The sequence below is a fragment of the Streptomyces sp. NRRL S-118 genome (assembly GCF_000716335.1).
In the GTDB taxonomy this organism is placed as follows: domain Bacteria; phylum Actinomycetota; class Actinomycetes; order Streptomycetales; family Streptomycetaceae; genus Streptomyces.
Map to the genome: position 1 here is coordinate 18,102 of NZ_JOBL01000160.1, position 17,422 is coordinate 35,523.

Below are 17,422 nucleotides of genomic sequence, written 5' to 3' on the forward strand. Positions count from 1 at the left end.
GTCACGGCGGCGAGCCGGGTCGCAGGGTAACGGTACGACGCTCCGTGGTCGAGCCGCTTTGGAGAGTGACGGACGCTCCGCTATGGTCCCGGCCTCGTGGACAACACCCCGGCCCGTCACCGAGCCCCCGTCGCCGCTCCGGCCCCCGCGCCGCAAGGCCCCGCGGACGGCGGCCACGGCCGGGAGGCGTACCCGTACGAGGCCCTGCCGCTGGGGACGGCCCTGGCCGACCCGGACGCCGCCACCCTGCCGGCGGCCCTCCTGCCCGGCGGCGGATGGGTGCAGGACCCGGGGCTCGCGACCCTCGTCGCCGGCGGGTCCGCCGGGACCACGGCCGCCTGGCCGGCGGGGGAGTACCTCCCCTCGGGACCGGGCGCGGCCTTCGCGGGCCCGCCGCGCGATCCGGCCGGCCTCGCGGCGCCCGCCGCGCCGACCGTCGAGCTGCCCCCGGCGGGCCCCGCCGGCGGCCGGGCGCAGGCACGGCGGGCCGCCCGGCGGAGGGCCTTCGGGCCCGGCGGGGACGGCCTGCGGCGTCTCGTGCCGCAGGCGCTCGTCGTGGCGTTCCTCGCCGGCGGCACCAGCGCCTTCGTCGCCAGCGACAAAGCCGTCCGGCTCAGCGTCGACGGCGCACCGCGCACCCTGCACACCTTCGCCGACGACGTCGCCGAACTCCTCGCCGACGAGGGCCTCGCCGTCGGCGGGCACGACCTCGTCACCCCGGGCCCGCGGCAGGCGCTCGCCAGCGGTGACGAGGTCGTCGTCCGTTACGGCCGCCCCCTCGCCCTCGCTCTCGACGACGGGCAGCGCCGCCGCGTGTGGACGACCGCCCGCACCGTGGAGGAGGCGCTGCGGGGGTTCGGCGTGCGCGCCGAAGGCGCCTACCTGTCCGTACCCCGCGCCGCGCCGATCCCGCGCACGGGCCTCACCCTCGACGTCCGCACCGAACGCACGGTGACCTTCATGGCCGACGGCCGCGAGCGCACCATCCGCACCAACGCCGCCACCGTCCGCGAGGCCGTCGAACAGGCCGGGATCGTCCTCAGCGGCCAGGACACCACCTCCGTGCCGCCGGGCAGCTTTCCCCGCGACGGCCAGACGATCACCGTCCTGCGGATCACCGCAACCCGCGAGGTGCGCGAGGAGCTCATCCCGTACGCCGTGGAACGGGTCCGCGACCCCGGCCTCTTCACCGGCACCGAGGTCGTCGAACGCCAGGGCCGCAGCGGAGCCCGGCGCGTCACCTACGCCCTGCGCACGGTCAACGGCGTGCGCCAGACACCCCGGAAGATCGCCGAGGAGGTCGTGCGGGACCCCGTCACCCAGCTGGTGAAGGTCGGCACCAAACCCCTGCCCGCCTCCGTCGCCGGCGCCGACGACCTCGACTGGGACGCCCTCGCCCGGTGCGAGTCGGGCGGCCGCCCCGACGCCGTCGACGCGTCCGGCACCTACGGCGGCCTCTACCAGTTCGACCCCGGCACCTGGCAGGCCCTCGGCGGACGCGGCGTCCCCCAGGACGCCCCCGCCCAGGAGCAGACATACCGGGCGAAGAAGCTCTACGTGCAACGGGGGTCGAGCCCGTGGCCGCACTGCGGCCGTAGGCTGTATCGGTGAGCACCACTGAGCCCGACGCCCTCCTCGGCCCCGCCGACATCCGCGAACTGGCCGCCGCGCTGGGCGTACGCCCCACCAAGCAGCGCGGCCAGAACTTCGTCATCGACGCCAACACGGTCCGCCGGATCGTCCGCACGGCGGAGGTGCGTCCCGAGGACGTCGTCGTCGAGGTCGGCCCCGGCCTCGGCTCGCTGACCCTGGCGCTGCTGGAGGCGGCCGACCGGGTCGTCGCCGTCGAGATCGACGACGTGCTCGCCGCCGCCCTGCCCGCGACGATCGCCGCCCGCATGCCGCGGAAGAAGGACCGCTTCTCGCTCGTCCACTCCGACGCGATGCACGTCCGGGACCTGCCCGGCCCGCCGCCGACCGCGCTCGTCGCGAACCTGCCGTACAACGTGGCCGTGCCCGTCCTGCTGCACATGCTCGAACGCTTCCCGACCATCGAGCGGACCCTGGTCATGGTCCAGGCGGAGGTCGCCGACCGGCTCGCCGCCCGCCCCGGCAACAAGGTCTACGGCGTGCCGTCGGTCAAGGCCAACTGGTACGCGGAGGTCAAGCGCGCCGGTGCCATCGGCCGCAACGTCTTCTGGCCCGCGCCCAACGTCGACTCCGGCCTGGTGTCCCTGGTCCGCCGCACCGAGCCGCTGAGGACCACCGCCACCAGGGAAGAGGTCTTCGCGGTCGTCGACGCCGCCTTCGCGCAGCGCCGCAAGACCCTGCGGGCCGCGCTCGCCGGCTGGGCCGGGTCGGCCGCAGCCGCCGAAGCCGCACTGGTCGCCGCCGGGATCTCCCCGCAGGCGCGCGGCGAGTCCCTCACCGTGGAAGAGTTCGCACGCATCGCGGAGGCCAGGTCAGCGTGACCCACAGCATCACCGTACGAGTACCGGCGAAGGTCAACGTCCAGCTCGCGGTCGGCGCCGCGCGCCCCGACGGCTTCCACGACCTCGCCAACGTCTTCCTCGCCGTGTCCCTGTACGACGAGGTGACCGCCACCCCCGCCGACGAGCTGCGCATCACCTGCTCCGGCCCCGACGCCGCCCAGGTCCCGCTGGACACCACCAACCTCGCCGCCCGCGCGGCCCTCGCCCTCGCCGCCCGCCGGGGCATCACCCCCGGCGTCCACCTCCACATCGCCAAGGACATCCCCGTCGCCGGCGGCATGGCCGGCGGCAGCGCCGACGGCGCGGGCGCGCTGCTCGCCTGCGACGCCCTGTGGGGCACCGGCGCCTCCCGCGAGGAACTCCTCGACATCTGCGCCGGACTCGGCAGCGACGTGCCGTTCTCCCTCATCGGCGGCGCCGCGCTCGGCACCGGACGCGGCGAGCGGCTGGAGCCGCTGGAGGTCGGCGGCACCTTCCACTGGGTCTTCGCCGTGGCCGACGGCGGCCTGTCCACCCCCGCGGTGTACGGCGAGTTCGACCGGCTCACCGCCGGCACGGACGTCCCCGCCCCGACCGCCTCGCCCGTCCTGCTCGACGCCCTGCGCACCGGCGACACCACCGCGCTCGCGGGCGCCCTCACCAACGACCTCCAGCCCGCCGCGCTCTCCCTGCGCCCCTCCCTCGCCGCCACCCTCGCGGCCGGCACCGCGGCGGGCGCCCTGGCGGGCCTGGTCTCCGGCTCGGGCCCGACCACCGCGTTCCTGGTGAAGGACGCCGAGGCGGCCGCCGTCGTCGCCGACGCCCTGCTGGCCTCGGGCACCTGCCGGACCGCCCGCACGGCGACCTCCCCGGCGCCCGGAGCTACTCAGATCCGCACCTGAGTACGAACGCCCTGACGCCGGTACGGCCCCGCACGGGACCGTACCGGCATGGCACTGACCGCATCCGCCCTCGCCGCCCGCACCCCGGACACCCGGGACCGGTACGTCGACCTGCTGAGGGTCGCCTCCCTCGGGACCGTGGTGCTCGGCCACTGGCTGATGGCGGCGGTGGGCGCCGACGGCGCAGTCGGCAACCTGCTCGCCGTCGTACCGGCGCTGCAGCCCCTCACCTGGGTGCTCCAGATCATGCCGGTGTTCTTCTTCGTGGGCGGCTTCGCCCACGCGCTGTCGTACCGGTCCCGCCCCGTCTACGCCGTGTTCCTGCGCACCCGCCTCCAGCGCCTGCTGCGCCCCACCATGGTGTTCATCGCGGTGTGGACGGCCGCCGCCCTCACCGTCCAGCTCGCCGGCGCAGACACCGGCCCGACCGGGGTGGCGCTGCGCCTGGTCGCCCAGCCGCTGTGGTTCATCGGCATCTACCTGGCGATGGTGGCGCTCACCCCGCCGCTGCTGAAGCTGCACGAGCGGTACGGGTGGGGCGCGTTCTGCGCCCTCGTCGCGGCGGCGGCCGGCGTGGACGCCCTGCGGTTCGCCGCCGGGGTGCCGTACGTGGAGTTCCTGAACTTCGCCTTCGTCTGGCTGGCCGTGCACCAACTGGGCTTCCTGCGCGCGGACGACCGCATCCGCAGGCCCTCCGCCCTGGCCGTGACCGGCCTGGCGGGCGCGGCGGCCCTCGTCGCCCTCGGCCCGTACCCGCTGTCCATGGTCGGCATGCCGGGCGAGAAGGTCTCCAACATGTCCCCGCCCACGCTGGCGCTGCTCTGCCACGCCCTGTGGCTGATCGGCGCGGTGGAGCTGCTGCGCGGACCCGGCAGCCGGCTGGCACGCCGCCCCGCGGTCTGGCGCGCGGTCGTCGCCGCGAACGGCATCGCCATGACGGCGTTCCTGTGGCACCTGACGGCGATGCTCGGCGTGTACGGCGCGATGCTCGCCCTGGACGTCCCGCTGCCGGCCCCCGCGTCCGCCGCGTGGTGGGCGCAGGTGCCGCTGCGGCTCACGGCGGCCGCCGCCCTGACGGCCCTGCTGGTCGCCGCGTTCCGCCGCTTCGAGATTCCCGCCGCGGCATCCGGGGCCCGGTCCGGCGCCGGGGCGCCCGCCGCCGGTGCCGACGGCCGGTCGCGCCCGGACCACGCGTCGCCCCTCGCGGCACCGCCGCGCCCCTCCGCCTCACCCGCCCCCCGCCGCCCCGGCCCGGCGACCGGGTCCTCCCCGTCGGCCGCGCTCGGCATCACGCTGTGCCTGCTCGGGGTCCTCGGCCTGTCGATGACCGGCTTCGGCGGCCTGCTGGAGGGCCGCTCGGCGGTCCTGATCGCGGTGGACGTCACCGCCCCGGCGGCCATCGCCATGGCGCTGGGAGGCTGGCTGCTGGTGGAACGGGCCGGCCGCGGGTAAGGCGCCGGTCAGCCGGCCAGGGCGAGGCTCGCCCTGGCCAGCTCGTACGCCGGGAGCATCGCCCGGTGCTCCGCGGAGTCCAGCCCGCCCAGGTGCACGACCACCGGGCCGGCCGGTGTCGTCACGGCGAAGGCGCGCTCGTCCTTCTGCTCGCCGTCGAGTTCGCTCACCACCATGTACGTGACCTCCGTGGCCGCCAGGGCGCCCGCCTTCGTGTCGTGGTACCGCGCCTTGTAGGCGTTCTCCTCGGCGGACACGAACGCCTCCAGGGCCTCGCGCGCGGTCCCCGCCTTCCTGGCCCCGGTCCACACGCGGAGGAAGCCGATGTGCCCCGCCGGCTTGGCGTCGACCTCGCAGACGAGCGTGACCGGGCCCTGCTGGGCGAGCTCGGCGAAATCCGGGTCCTCGGCGGTGGTCACCTTCTTCGCCGTCCACTGCCGCGCGGCGTCGAACGTCACGGGCATCGGGCACGGCGACCCCGCGGCCCCGAGCCGCTCGCCCTTGGCGGCCGTCCCGGAGGAGGCGGAAGCGGACGGCGACGCCGCCGCCGACGGCGTCCCGGGCGCCGCCTTGCCGGGCGCGTCGGAGCCCGCCGAACACCCCGCCAGCAACAGGCCCGCGGCCACCACCGGCACCACGCCCCGCACCCCGTACCGTCCCATCAAGATCCCACCCCTGCGCTCGATCGACCGGCGCACGCTACCGCACCCCTCGCGGCGACTACCCTGGTAGGTCGGCCCGTCCCCCCGTACAGGAGTGAAATGGCAGTCAACCTCGTCAATGTCGAGGCAGTCAGCAAGGTGTACGGCACCCGTGCCCTGCTCGACGGGGTGTCGCTCGGCGTCTCCGAGGGGGACCGGATCGGTGTCGTCGGGCGCAACGGGGACGGCAAGACCACCCTCATCCGGATGATCGCCAAGCTGGAGGAGGCCGACACCGGGCGCGTCACGCACAGCGGCGGCCTCCGGCTCGGGGTGCTCACGCAGCACGACTCGCTCGACCCCGCCGCCACCGTCCGGCACGAGGTCATCGGCGACCTCGCGGACCACGAGTGGGCCGGGAACGCCAAGATCCGGGACGTGCTCACCGGACTGTTCGGCGGGCTGGACCTGCCCGGCTTCCCGCAGGGGCTCGACACCGTCATCGGACCCCTGTCCGGCGGCGAGCGGCGGCGCATCGCCCTCGCCAAGCTCCTCATCGCCGAGCAGGACCTGATCGTCCTCGACGAGCCGACGAACCACCTCGACGTGGAAGGCATCGCCTGGCTGGCGAAGCACCTGCAGAACCGGCGCTCCGCCCTCGTCTGCGTCACCCACGACCGCTGGTTCCTCGACCAGGTCTGCACCCGGATGTGGGACGTGCAGCGCGGCACCGTGCACGAGTACGAGGGCGGCTACTCCGACTACGTCTTCGCGCGCGCCGAGCGCGAGCGCATCGCCGCCACCGAGGAGGTCAAGCGGCAGAACCTGATGCGCAAGGAGCTCGCCTGGCTGCGGCGCGGCGCCCCGGCCCGCACCTCCAAGCCCCGCTACCGCATCGAGGCCGCCAACGAGCTCATCGCCGACGTGCCGCCGCCGCGCGACACCAGCGAGCTGATGCGGTTCGCCAACGCCCGCCTCGGCAGGACGGTCTTCGACCTGGAGGACGTCACCGTCACCGCCGGCCCCAAGGTGCTCCTCAAGCACCTCACCTGGCAGCTCGGCCCCGGCGACCGCATCGGCCTGGTCGGCGTCAACGGTGCCGGCAAGACCTCCCTGCTGCGCGCCCTCGCCGAGGCCGCGGTCACCCAGGGCGAGAAGCAGCCCGCCGCCGGGCGGATCGCCGTCGGCAAGACCGTGCGCCTGGCGTACCTCTCCCAGGACGTGGCCGAGCTTCCGCCGGCGCTGCGCGTGCTCGAGGCCGTGCAGCAGGTGCGCGACCGCGTCGACCTCGGAAAGGGCCGGGAGATGACGGCGGGTCAGCTGTGCGAGCAGTTCGGCTTCGGCAAGGAGAAGCAGTGGACGCCCGTCGGCGACCTCTCCGGCGGTGAGCGCCGCCGGCTCCAGCTGCTGCGGCTGCTGATGGACGAGCCGAACGTCCTCTTCCTCGACGAGCCGACCAACGACCTCGACATCGAGACGCTGACGCAGCTGGAGGACCTCCTCGACGGCTGGCCGGGTTCGATGGTCGTCATCTCCCACGACCGGTTCTTCATCGAGCGGACGACGGACCGGACGCTCGCCCTCCTCGGCGACGCCACGCTGCGCATGCTGCCGCGCGGCATCGACGAGTATCTGGAACGGCGCCAGCGGATGATCGAGGCGTCGGCCGCCGCCGCCCCGGCGGCGCCCGCGCCCGTGAAGGAGAAGTCCGCGGGGGACGCGCGCGCCGCGAAGAAGGAGCTGCAGAAGATCGAGCGGCAGCTGGACAAGCTCTCCGAGAAGGAGAGCAGCCTGCACAGCCGGATCGCCGAGAACGCCACCGATTTCGAGAAGGTGGCGAAACTGGACGCCGAACTCCGGGAACTCGCGACGCAGCGCGAGGACTTGGAGATGCGCTGGCTGGAACTCGCCGAAGACGCCTAGCCGCTCCCCGTACGTGGGGAAGGCGTGGAGAGCGGGTAACGAGGGCATCACAGGCCGGTCCTCCCTTGGGAACAGGGGTGGACCGGCCCCTTTCGTGTCGGACCCGGGTGGTAGAAAGAAACCCCGCTCGACTCACGTACCACTGCGGAATCCATGTCCGATTCGCTCCATTCCGGCGGGCCCTGCGCGCCGGAATCGCGGGGGAGGCCGGTCGGTCACCGGACCGCACAAAACAGGGGGAGGCGACGCTGATGACTCAGCCGCCCAGTCAGCAACCGCCGCAGGGGGGCGGCTTCGGGTCTCCGCAGGACCCGCAGCAGGGCTTCCCGCAGCCGCCGGCCCAGCCGCCGGCACCGCCGGCCGGCCAGCCCGGACAGCCGCCCGCGCAGCCGCAGATGCCGCCCATGCCGCCCACGGCACCTCAGACGCCGCCGCCCGCCGCACCGCAGCCCGGTTACGGCCACCCGCAGCAACAGCCCCCCGGCCAGCCCGGTTACGGCTACCCGCAGCAGCCCGGCCCGTACGCCCAGCAGCCGGGACCGTACGGCCAGCAGCCCGGCCCGTACGGGCAGCAGCAGCCGGGCCCCTACGGCGGCTACCCGGGTCAGCCGCAGTACCCCGGCGCGCCCGTACCGGGTGCCGGCAACGGCGGCCGCAACCCCTTCAAGGGCAAGCCCGCCGTCATCATCGGCGCCGCGGTCGCCGCCCTCCTCGTCATCGGCGGCGGCACCTGGTTCGCCCTGAGCGGCGACGGCAGCGACCCCGCCAAGCCGGACGCCAAGGGCTCCAGCGCCGCGCCCGCCCCCACCGGTTCCGGTGACGTGGACCAGGACGGCGGCAGCGGCGGGGGCCGCGACGCCCAGGACGACCTCAACGCCGGGCGCCAGCCGGGCGAGGCCAAGGTCGAGTGGCTCGTCACCAACGACGTCGACCTGCCGCGCAACGGCTCGGACGTGCACGGCCCGTGGGTCGTCGGCGACACCATCGTCAAGGCGATGTACAAGAGCGTCACCGGCTACTCCGTGGCCGACGGCAAGAAGAAGTGGGAGGTGCCGTTCACCACGGAGGTGTGCGCCGCCCCCGTCGCAGCGGCCACCAACGGGACGATCGTCATCGGCGTCAAGGACGGCGCCGGCGACAAGGCCGACTGCCTCCAGCTCCAGCAGATCGACCTCAAGACCGGCAAGGCCGGCTGGAAGCAGACCGTCACCAAGGGCACCGGATTCAGCTCCCTGTCCGACATCACGCTCGCCATCAGCGGGAACACGGTCACCGCCGCCGGTACCAACAACTCCTACGGCTACTCCCTCACCGACGGCAAGCAGCTCTTCGGCAAGCCCTCCAGCGGCTGCCAGCCGTACGCCTTCGCCGGCGGCCCCAAGCTCATCGCCGCCGCCAGCTGCCCCACTGGTGACTACGAGAAGCAGCAGCACCAGATCAGCGAGGTCGACCCGACGACCGGCAAGCCCAAGTGGTCGTACAAGCTCGCCCCCAACTGGGAGGTCGACAAGGTCTACTCCGTCGACCCGCTCGTCGTCTCCGCGACCCAGCGCAAGGAGAAGAAGTGGAGCGTGTTCGCGCTGACGGACACGGGCAAGCTGCGCTCCACGTTCGACGGCGGCAAGGACAAGTTCCAGCCCAACTGCGGCGGCAGCTTCATCATCTTCGGCCAGAACCTGGAGGGCTGCGTCGGCGTCGCCGCCGACGCGACCACCTTCTACATGGCGACCGCCCCCACCGCGCTGACCAACGGCACCAATGACGTGGTCGCGTTCAACCTCGACACCGGCAAGCCCAAGTGGCGTGCCGCGGCGGGCCCGCAGCGGACCATGACCCCGCTGCGCATGGAGGGCGGCAACGTCCTGCTCTACATGGAGGGCTCCTGGGACCGGGGCGGCGCGGTCGCCACGCTCGCGCCGACGGGCGGCAGCCCCAAGGTGCTGCTGCAGCACCCGGCGTCCACGGCCAAGATCGAGAGCGACTTCTACTCGCCGCAGTACGCGTACGCCGACGGCCGGTTCTTCATCGTCAGCGGCCGGGTCAGCGCGACCGACGACGAGCAGGAGAAGCAGACGAAGACGATGATGGCCTTCGGCAAGTGACGACCCCTCCGCCGCACCCCGAACAGGGCCCGTACGGCTCGCTCAACCCGTACGGCGGGGACCGCCTGCGCCGGCCGCAGCCGTCCCCGCCGCCCGGCGACCCGGCGCAGGGCCCCGGTCCTGTGCAGGGCCCCGGTCCCGTGCAGGACGGCGGCCCGGGGTACGGCCCCGGCCCCGCGGAGGGCTCCGGCCCCATGACCGGCCCGGGCCCCGTGACCGGCCCCGGCAGGCGGCGGGCCACGGTCGTGCTCGCCGCGCTCGTCGCCGTGCTGCTCGTCGCCGGCGGCGTGTCCTGGTACGCGCTGGGCGGCGAGGACGAGGGCGGCGGCAGCCGCGCCGGCGGCGCCGGGAACGGCGCCCCGGCCGGCGGGCGGAGCGCGAGCCCCTCGGCGCCCTCGGGCACGGCCGGGTCCACCGGCCCCGACACCGCCGCCGCCGAGCGCATCAACGCCGGCCGCGCCCCCGGGGACGCCAGGCTCGACTGGACGCGGAAGAACGACATCGACGTCCCGGGCCTGGGCGCCGACCAGTTCGGCCCGTGGGTCGTGGGCGACACGGTCGCCACCGCCCTGTACCGGACCGTCGCGGGGTACTCCGTGACGGACGGGCGGCAGAAGTGGAGCCTGCGGCTGGACCGCGACATCTGCCGCGCCACCCCGCAGGCGTCGGCCGACGGCAGGATCGTCGTCGTCACCCGCGACGGCACCGGCTCCTCCGGCGAGTGCCGCGTCCTGCGGATGATCGACCTTCGCACGGGCAAGCAGGGCTGGCAGCAGGCGGTCGCCAAGGAGGGCGAGTGGGACATCTTCAGCGAGCTCTCCACGGTGATCACCGGCAACACGGTCACCGCCGGACGGGCCGGCTACTCCACCGCCTACCGGCTCGGTGACGGCACCCGCCTCTTCGGGCGCGGCCCCGGCACCTGCCACCCGTTCGCCTTCGCCGGCGGTCCGAAGCTGATCGCCGCCGTCAGCTGCGAGGACGGAACGGTCGACAAGCCGCACGAGCAGGTCCAGGAGCTCGACCCCGAGACCGGCAAGGCCCGGTGGACCCACGAGGTCAAGCGCGGCTACCACATCGACCACATCTACTCGGTCCAGCCGCTGGTCGTCTCGCTGTACAACCGGGCGCAGAACAAGCGGGGCGTGCTCGCCCTCACCGACAAGGGCACCCGGCGCGCGGCACTCGTCGGCCCGGACCAGTACGCGCCGGGGTGCGCCGACCGTTCCAGCGCGACGAACGACCTGCAGACGTGCCGGACCGCCGCGGACGCCACCACCTTCTCCATGGCGACGGTGCCCACGCCCGGGCTGAAGGGCACCAACCAGATCGTCGTGTTCAGCCTCGACACCGGCCGGGTCGTGCGCCGCGTCCCCGCTCCGGCCGGGCGGACCGTGTTCCCGCTGCGGGCGGCCGGCGGCGAGCTGCTGGTCGAGGTGCACCCGACCCTCCAGGACCAGGGCGGGATGCTCGCCTCCGTGGCCCCGGGAGCGACCACGCTGAAGACGCTGCTCCGGCTCCCGCCGGGCAGCGCGGAGCCGCACCGCCGCATGGAAAGCCCCCGCGCCGTCTACGACGACGGCCGCTACACGATCGTGGCCGGCGGTATCGGCGGCTCCAGTGACGCAGAAGAGAAGAAGCGGGAGACGATCATGTCTTTCACCGCGGATGAGACCACCGAGGTACCCACACCATGAGCCAGCCACCGCCGCCACCGCCGAACCAGCCCCCGACGCCGCCGCAGGGCGGTTTCGGCGCGCCCCAGGACCCCCCGCCGCAGGGCGGTTTCGGCGCGCCGACGCCACCGCCGCCCGGGGGCTTCGGTGGCCCGACGCCGCCGCCGGGCCAGCCGCCGGCGTACGGCTACCCGCAGGCGCCCCAGCCTCCGCAGACCCCGCCGCCGGGCCAGCCGGAGGGCTACGGCTACCCGCAGGCGCCCCAGCCTCCGCAGACCCCGCCGCCCGGCCAGCCGCAGGGCTACGGCTTCCCCCAGGCACCCGGTCAGCCCGGCCCCTACCCCGGCCAGGTGCCCGGTCAGCAGCCGTACGGCTACGGGTACCCGGGCGCCCCGGTGCAGCAGCCCGCCACGCCGCAGGGCGGCGGCCGCAAGCTGTCCACCCAGATGCAGATCATCATCGCCGCGGCCGTCGCCGTGGTGCTGATCATCGCCGGTGGCGTGTGGTTCGCGATGGGTGACGACGGCGGCAAGGGCGCCGACGCCAAGGGCACCACCGGCACGACCGGTGGCGGCAAGGGCGGCGGCGGAGGCGGCGGTACGGCCGCGGACGGCCCGGGCAAGGAGAAGGCACCTGCCAACACGGCCTCGAAGGTCGCCTTCCAGAAGCCCCACCCCAAGGTCACCTACCTCACCAACGTGGTCGGCTCCTGGGTGACCGACAAGGCGTACGTCAAGACGGGCATCAACTCGATCGTCGCGTACGACCTCGACAAGGGCACCGAGCTGTGGACCATCCCGCTGCCGGGCCAGGTCTGCGCGGCGTCGCGCCACACGGAGGGCAACAGGACCGCGATCGCGTTCGAGCCCGCCAAGGCGACGCCGCCGAAGAACTTCCAGCCCTGCAGCGAGGTCGGCGCCATCGACCTGTCCACCGGCAAGCTGCTGTGGAGCAAGTCCGTCACGGGTGGCCAGGGCGGTGACGACAAGGCGCGCTTCACCGAGGTCACCGTCGGCGCCGGCACGGTCGCCGCGGGAGGCACGGACGGCGGCGCGGCGTGGGACCTGGCCACCGGCAAGGAGCGCTGGAAGCCCCAGGTCAACGCCGAACAGTGCTACGACATGGGCTACGGCGGCGGTGCGGGCCTGGTCGCGGCGCGCAAGTGCGGCCCGTACGACCAGCAGTACGTGATCATCCAGAACCTCGACCCGGCCACCGGCGCCCCGCTCTCGCAGTTCAAGATGCCGACCGGTGTCGAGTACGCGAGCGTCGTGTCCACCAAGCCGCTGGTCGTCGCGGCCGACGTCGGCGACAGCGCCGGTGACGGCTCCGGCATCTCGGACTTCTTCTCCATCGACGAGAAGACGGGCAAGCTGAAGGCGAAGATCGCGGTGGACGCCGACCGGTTCGCCGCGGAGTGCGACGTGACCGAGGTCGAGTCCTGCATCAAGGTCGCCGTCGGCAACGGCCGGATCTACCTGCCGACCGAGGACCACGAGGGCTCCGGCGAGTACGGCCAGACCAACGAGATCGTGTCCTTCGAGCTCGCCACCGGCAAGCCGACCAGTGACAAGTCGGACGCGGGCGACCGCTACTCGATGTTCCCGCTGCGCATGGACGGCGGCAACATCCTCGCCTACAAGGAACCGCCCTACGACAAGGGCGGCCAGATCGTCAGCATCGACGGCGCCACCATGAAGCAGACCGTGCTGATGGAGAACCCGGGCGAGGAGTCGGTGCGCCGTGCCGAGTCCAGCTTCTCGGTGGGGCACTCGGAGATGCTCTTCAGCGGCGGCCGGCTGTTCATCTCGGAGACGATGATCTCCGAGCCGAGCGACAGCGGGGTCGACGACGACCAGTTCTACATGATCGGGTACACCACCAACTGACCCGCGCGGCACCGCGGCCCGACGGCCCGGCACATCGGTCACCGATGTGCCGGGCCGTCGGCGTCAGCCTAAAGAGCATCAAGTAGCCCTGATTGACGAAGAATTCGACATTCCGGGGGGCTTCTGACAAGTAGGGGGCGCGCGATGTCGAACAAGCGTGTAGCTTGCCGGGTCAACAGTGCCGGGGACGGCGGGGGGCCGGTCCCGGGGGATGGGGGGATGGTGGATGGGCGTGCGGCTCATGGTGGTCGACGACCACCGACTGCTCGCCGAGGCGCTGGCCTCGGCGCTGAAACTGCGCGGGCACCGGGTCCTGGCGGCGGCCGCACCCGCTGCCGGTGCCGCTGAGCTGGTGGTGAGCCGGGCGCCCGAGGTGTGCCTGCTGGGCACGGCGGCCCCGGCCGAGCCGGGCGCCTTCGACCCGATCGTACGGATCAAGAAGGACCGCCCGCAGGTGGCGGTCGTGGTGCTCGGGCCGGTGCCGAACCCGCGCGGCATCGCGGCGGCGTTCGCGGCCGGCGCGTCCGGGTACGTCCGGCACGACGAGCGCATCGAGGGCGTCGAGCGGGCGATGCTCAAGGCCAGGGCGGGTGAGACGGCGGTGGCGCCGCAACTGCTCCAGGGTGCCTTCACCGAGCTGCTGAACCCGGCCGCGCAGCCCGACGACGAGGGCCAGCGGCTGTTGCAGATGCTCACCCCCCGCGAGGTCGAGGTGCTCGTGCGGGTCGCCGAGGGAGAGGACACCCGGCTGATCGCGGCGGGCATGCACATCGCCCCGAGCACCGCGCGCACCCATGTGCAGCGCGTGCTGATGAAGCTCGGAGTCGGTTCCCGTCTGGAGGCCGCGGCGCTCGCGGCCCGCACCGGCCTGCTGGACCGCGCCGCGTCCTCCAAAGGTCCGGGCCTGATCTGAACCGGCCCGGCGGCGCCGCCGCCGGGTTCCCGGCCCGCCGTCCCCCTCACGGCGGCCGCCCCCTCGCTCCCCTTCCTCCGTCACGGCGCGCCAGTGGTCGCACGTGTCGCCTTCCGTCGTTGACTCGCCTGTTTGTTTGTGCTTTTTTGTGGGTGATTCTGTTCGGGGTGGGATCTTCGATGAGGAGTCCTGGGTGAAGAAGACGTCGACCCGGCTGGCCGACGGGCGCGAGCTCGTCTACTACGACGCGCGGGACGACGCCGTGCGCGACGCCGTCGACCTCCGCCCGCTCCACCCGATCGCCACCACCTCCGAGATCCGCCACGACCCGCTGCTCGGCGACTCGGTCGCCATCGCCTCGCACCGCCAGACCCGGACCTACCACCCGCCCGCCGACGAGTGCCCCCTGTGCCCGTCGCGCGACGGCCGCTCCAGCGAGATCCCGGCCGCCGACTACGACGTCGTCGTCTTCGAGAACCGCTTCCCCTCCCTCGCCGGGGACTCCGGCCGCTGCGAGGTCGTCTGCTTCACCTCCGACCACGACGCCTCGTTCGCCGACCTCACCGACGAGCAGGCCGCCCTGGTCCTGGAGGCATGGACCGACCGCACCGCCGAGCTCGCCGAACTCCCGCAGGTCGAGCAGGTGTTCTGCTTCGAGAACCGGGGCGCCGAGATCGGCGTCACCCTCGGCCATCCGCACGGCCAGATCTACGCGTACCCCTTCACCACCCCCCGCACGGCGCTGATGCTCCGCAACCTCGACGAGCACCGCGCCGCCACCGGACGCAACCTCTTCGACGACCTCGTCGCACGCGAAAGCGCGGCCGAACGGGTGGTCCTGGAGACCGGCGAGTGGCTCGCCTTCGTGCCGTACGCCGCGCACTGGCCGTACGAGGTGCACCTCCACCCCAAGCGGCGCGTGCCCGACCTGCGCGCCCTGGACGACGCGGCGCGCACAGAGTTCCCACAGGTCTACCTGGAACTCTTGAGACGGTTCGACCGGATCTTCGACGGAAGGGGCGGCGGGAAGGAAGGGTCCGGCGAGCCGCCCACGCCGTACATCGCCGCCTGGCACCAGGCGCCGCTGCGCGACCCGCGGCGCGACGACTTCGCCCTGCATCTCGAGCTTTTCACCGTCCGGCGCACGTCCGGCAAGCTGAAGTTCCTGGCGGGCTCGGAGTCGGGCATGAGTGTGTTCATCAACGACGTACCGCCGGAGGCCGCGGCCCGGCGCCTGCGAGAGGTGGCGACCACGTGAGCAGCAAGTACCTGGTGACGGGCGGGGCCGGCTACGTCGGCGGCGTGGTCGCCACCCGCCTGCTGGAGGCCGGCCACGACGTGACCGTCCTCGACGACCTCTCCACCGGCTTCGCCGAGGGCGTGCCGCCCGGAGTCCGCTTCATCGAGGGGCGCGTCCAGGATGCCGCCCGCCACCTGGACCCCTCCTACGACGCGGTGCTCCACTTCGCCGCCTTCTCGCAGGTGGGCGAGTCGGTCGTCCACCCCGAGAAGTACTGGACCAACAACGTCGGCGGCACCATGGCGCTGCTCGACGCCATGCGCGCGGCGGGCGTGCGCCGCCTCGTCTTCTCCTCCACCGCGGCGACCTACGGCGAGCCGGTCTCCCCCCTGGTCACCGAGACCGACCCCACCGCCCCCACCAGCCCCTACGGCGCCTCCAAGCTGGCCGTCGACCACATGATCACGGGCGAGGCCGCCGCGCACGGCCTGGCCGCCGTCTCCCTGCGCTACTTCAACGTGGCGGGCGCGTACGGATCCTGCGGCGAGCGCCACGATCCCGAGTCGCATCTGATCCCGCTCGTCCTCCAGGTCGCCCTCGGCCTGCGCCCGTCGGTCTCCGTGTACGGGGACGACTACCCGACCCCCGACGGCACCTGCGTCCGCGACTACATCCACGTCGCCGACCTCGCCGAGGCGCACCTGCTCGCCCTCGGCGCGGTGGCCCCCGGCGAGCACCTGATCTGCAACCTGGGTAACGGCAACGGCTTCTCGGTCCGCGAGGTCATCGAGACCGTACGGGAGGTGACCGGCCGCCCGGTGCCCGAGGTGGCCGCCGCCCGCCGCGCCGGCGACCCGGCGGTCCTGGTCGCCTCGGCCGCCACCGCACGGGCACGGCTCGGCTGGCGGCCCACTCGCTCCGACCTGGCCGTCATCGTGGCCGACGCCTGGGAGTTCGCCCAGAAGCGGGAGGCCGGCCGGTGACGGACGTCGGGCGGGACTTCCGGCGGCTGTACGGGTACGCCCCCGAGGGCGTGTGGGCCGCGCCAGGCCGGGTCAACCTGATCGGCGAGTACACCGACTTCAACGACGGGCTCGTGCTGCCGCTGGCGCTGCCGCACACCGCGGTCGCCGCCGTTGCCCGGCGCACCGACGGGCATCTGCGCGTCCACTCGGGCGACACGGGCCAGGGCGTGGTCCGCCTCGCCCTCGACGACCTGCGGCCGCTGTCCGACGGCGCCGGCTGGGCCGCCTACCCGGCCGGTGTGGTGTGGGCGCTGCGCGCGGCCGGGCACCGGATCACCGGCGCCGACATCCACCTCGCCTCCACGGTCCCCACCGGCGCCGGCCTGTCGTCGTCGGCCGCCCTGGAGGTCGTCACCGCGCTCGCGCTGAACGACCTGTACGGACTCGGGCTGGGCAGCGCGGAGCTGGCCCTGCTCGCGCAGCACGCCGAGAACGCCTTCGTGGGTGTGCCGTGCGGCGTGATGGACCAGATGGCGTCGGCGTGCTGCACGCCCGGCCACGTCCTGTACCTCGACACCCGCGACCTGTCGCACCGCCAGGTCCCCTTCGACCTCCCCGCGCGGGGGCTCGCGCTGCTGGTCGTCGACACCCGGGTCAGGCACGCGCTGGGGGACGGCGCGTACGCCGAGCGCCGCGCCGGGTGCGAAGCCGGCGCGCGGGCGCTCGGCGTCCGCACGCTGCGCGAGGTCGAGCCCGTGCAACTCCCCGACGCGCTGAGGCGGGTGAGCGACCCGGTGGTCCGCTCGTACGTCCGCCACGTGGTGACCGACAACCACCGCGTCCGGCGGACGATCGCCCTGCTGGACGCGGGCGAGGTACGGCAGGTGGGCCCCGTCCTCACCGAGGGGCACGCCTCGCTCCGCGACGACCTGCGCGTGTCCTGCCCGGAGCTGGACCTGGTGGTGGCGGCGGCGACCGGGGCGGGGGCGCTGGGCGCGCGCATGACCGGCGGCGGCTTCGGCGGCTCGGCGATCGTCCTGACCGAGGAGGACACCGTGGAGACCGTGACGAAGGCGGTCGGGGCGGCCTTCGCGGAGGCCGGTCACGCGGCGCCGCGCGTCTTCCCCGCGGTGCCGTCCGCGGGCGCGCACCGAGTGCGCTGAAGTCCGTCGATTTCCGTCCCGCTACGACGCTGGGAGCACACTGTCCACACCCCTTTCGGTCAGTTCTGCAAATCACCTTCCGCTC

General features: G+C 73.8%; 13 protein-coding genes. 12 read left to right on the forward strand and 1 reads right to left on the reverse strand.

Annotated features, from left to right (window positions below; translation table 11 throughout):
- Positions 1-96 precede the first annotated feature (96 nt).
- From IH00_RS36830 to IH00_RS0101720, 4 genes are read left to right on the forward strand one after another with little or no spacing between them, the layout of a single operon-like run.
- The gene (locus tag IH00_RS36830; protein ID WP_234334727.1) at positions 97-1,611 is read left to right on the forward strand and encodes a resuscitation-promoting factor; all 1,515 of its coding nucleotides are present in this window, start codon (positions 97-99) and stop codon (positions 1,609-1,611) included.
- Positions 1,608-2,471 (forward strand): 16S rRNA (adenine(1518)-N(6)/adenine(1519)-N(6))-dimethyltransferase RsmA, encoded by an 864-nt coding sequence (gene rsmA, locus IH00_RS0101710; RefSeq protein ID WP_031068752.1) that lies wholly within the window; start codon positions 1,608-1,610, stop codon positions 2,469-2,471. The genes IH00_RS36830 and rsmA overlap by 4 nt, the downstream gene beginning before the upstream one ends.
- A complete protein-coding gene (locus IH00_RS0101715; protein WP_031068753.1) occupies positions 2,468-3,373 on the forward strand; it encodes a 4-(cytidine 5'-diphospho)-2-C-methyl-D-erythritol kinase in 906 nt (301 codons plus the stop codon). Before rsmA ends, IH00_RS0101715 begins: the two co-directional genes overlap by 4 nt.
- 48 nt (positions 3,374-3,421) lie before the next feature.
- Positions 3,422-4,825: an acyltransferase family protein gene (locus IH00_RS0101720; RefSeq protein WP_031068754.1), complete on the forward strand. Its 1,404-nt coding sequence runs from the start codon at positions 3,422-3,424 to the stop codon at positions 4,823-4,825.
- An 8-nt stretch (positions 4,826-4,833) separates the two neighbouring features.
- Here IH00_RS0101720 and IH00_RS0101725 read toward each other — a convergent pair whose 3' ends face one another.
- On the reverse strand, positions 4,834-5,487 hold the full coding sequence (locus tag IH00_RS0101725; RefSeq protein ID WP_031068756.1) for a lipoprotein: 654 nt from the start codon (positions 5,485-5,487) through the stop codon (positions 4,834-4,836).
- 99 nt (positions 5,488-5,586) lie between these two features.
- Between IH00_RS0101725 and IH00_RS0101730 the strand changes: the two genes are divergently transcribed.
- From IH00_RS0101730 to galK, 8 genes are all read left to right on the forward strand, one after another.
- A complete protein-coding gene (locus IH00_RS0101730) occupies positions 5,587-7,389 on the forward strand; it encodes an ABC-F family ATP-binding cassette domain-containing protein (RefSeq protein ID WP_031068758.1) in 1,803 nt (600 codons plus the stop codon).
- Between the two features lie 251 nt (positions 7,390-7,640).
- Complete coding sequence (locus tag IH00_RS0101735; RefSeq protein WP_031068760.1) at positions 7,641-9,491, forward strand: outer membrane protein assembly factor BamB family protein; 1,851 nt, start codon at positions 7,641-7,643, stop codon at positions 9,489-9,491.
- Positions 9,488-11,188: an outer membrane protein assembly factor BamB family protein gene (locus IH00_RS36835; protein ID WP_052411117.1), complete on the forward strand. Its 1,701-nt coding sequence runs from the start codon at positions 9,488-9,490 to the stop codon at positions 11,186-11,188. The genes IH00_RS0101735 and IH00_RS36835 overlap by 4 nt, the downstream gene beginning before the upstream one ends.
- Positions 11,185-13,056, forward strand: coding sequence for an outer membrane protein assembly factor BamB family protein (locus IH00_RS0101745; protein WP_031068763.1), 1,872 nt, complete (start codon positions 11,185-11,187; stop codon positions 13,054-13,056). Before IH00_RS36835 ends, IH00_RS0101745 begins: the two co-directional genes overlap by 4 nt.
- 226 nt (positions 13,057-13,282) lie before the next feature.
- The gene (locus IH00_RS0101750; RefSeq protein ID WP_031068765.1) at positions 13,283-13,969 is read left to right on the forward strand and encodes a helix-turn-helix transcriptional regulator; all 687 of its coding nucleotides are present in this window, start codon (positions 13,283-13,285) and stop codon (positions 13,967-13,969) included.
- Positions 13,970-14,162: 193 nt separating this feature from the next.
- Complete coding sequence (galT, locus tag IH00_RS0101755) at positions 14,163-15,227, forward strand: galactose-1-phosphate uridylyltransferase (protein ID WP_031068766.1); 1,065 nt, start codon at positions 14,163-14,165, stop codon at positions 15,225-15,227.
- Complete coding sequence (galE, locus tag IH00_RS0101760) at positions 15,224-16,192, forward strand: UDP-glucose 4-epimerase GalE (RefSeq protein WP_031068768.1); 969 nt, start codon at positions 15,224-15,226, stop codon at positions 16,190-16,192. The genes galT and galE overlap by 4 nt, the downstream gene beginning before the upstream one ends.
- Positions 16,189-17,337, forward strand: coding sequence for a galactokinase (gene galK / locus IH00_RS0101765; RefSeq protein WP_031068773.1), 1,149 nt, complete (start codon positions 16,189-16,191; stop codon positions 17,335-17,337). The genes galE and galK overlap by 4 nt, the downstream gene beginning before the upstream one ends.
- Positions 17,338-17,422: the final 85 nt, after the last annotated feature.

Excerpts from the sequence above, each read along its gene's own strand:
- IH00_RS0101735 (WP_031068760.1), top strand. The coding sequence starts at position 7,641 with ATGACTCAGCCGCCCAGTCAGCAACCGCCGCAGGGGGGCGGCTTCGGG.
- IH00_RS0101725 (WP_031068756.1), bottom strand. The coding sequence starts at position 5,487 with ATGGGACGGTACGGGGTGCGGGGCGTGGTGCCGGTGGTGGCCGCGGGC.
- IH00_RS0101730 (WP_031068758.1), top strand. The coding sequence starts at position 5,587 with ATGGCAGTCAACCTCGTCAATGTCGAGGCAGTCAGCAAGGTGTACGGC.
- IH00_RS0101745 (WP_031068763.1), top strand. The coding sequence starts at position 11,185 with ATGAGCCAGCCACCGCCGCCACCGCCGAACCAGCCCCCGACGCCGCCG.
- IH00_RS0101750 (WP_031068765.1), top strand. The coding sequence starts at position 13,283 with ATGGGCGTGCGGCTCATGGTGGTCGACGACCACCGACTGCTCGCCGAG.
- IH00_RS0101720 (WP_031068754.1), top strand. The coding sequence starts at position 3,422 with ATGGCACTGACCGCATCCGCCCTCGCCGCCCGCACCCCGGACACCCGG.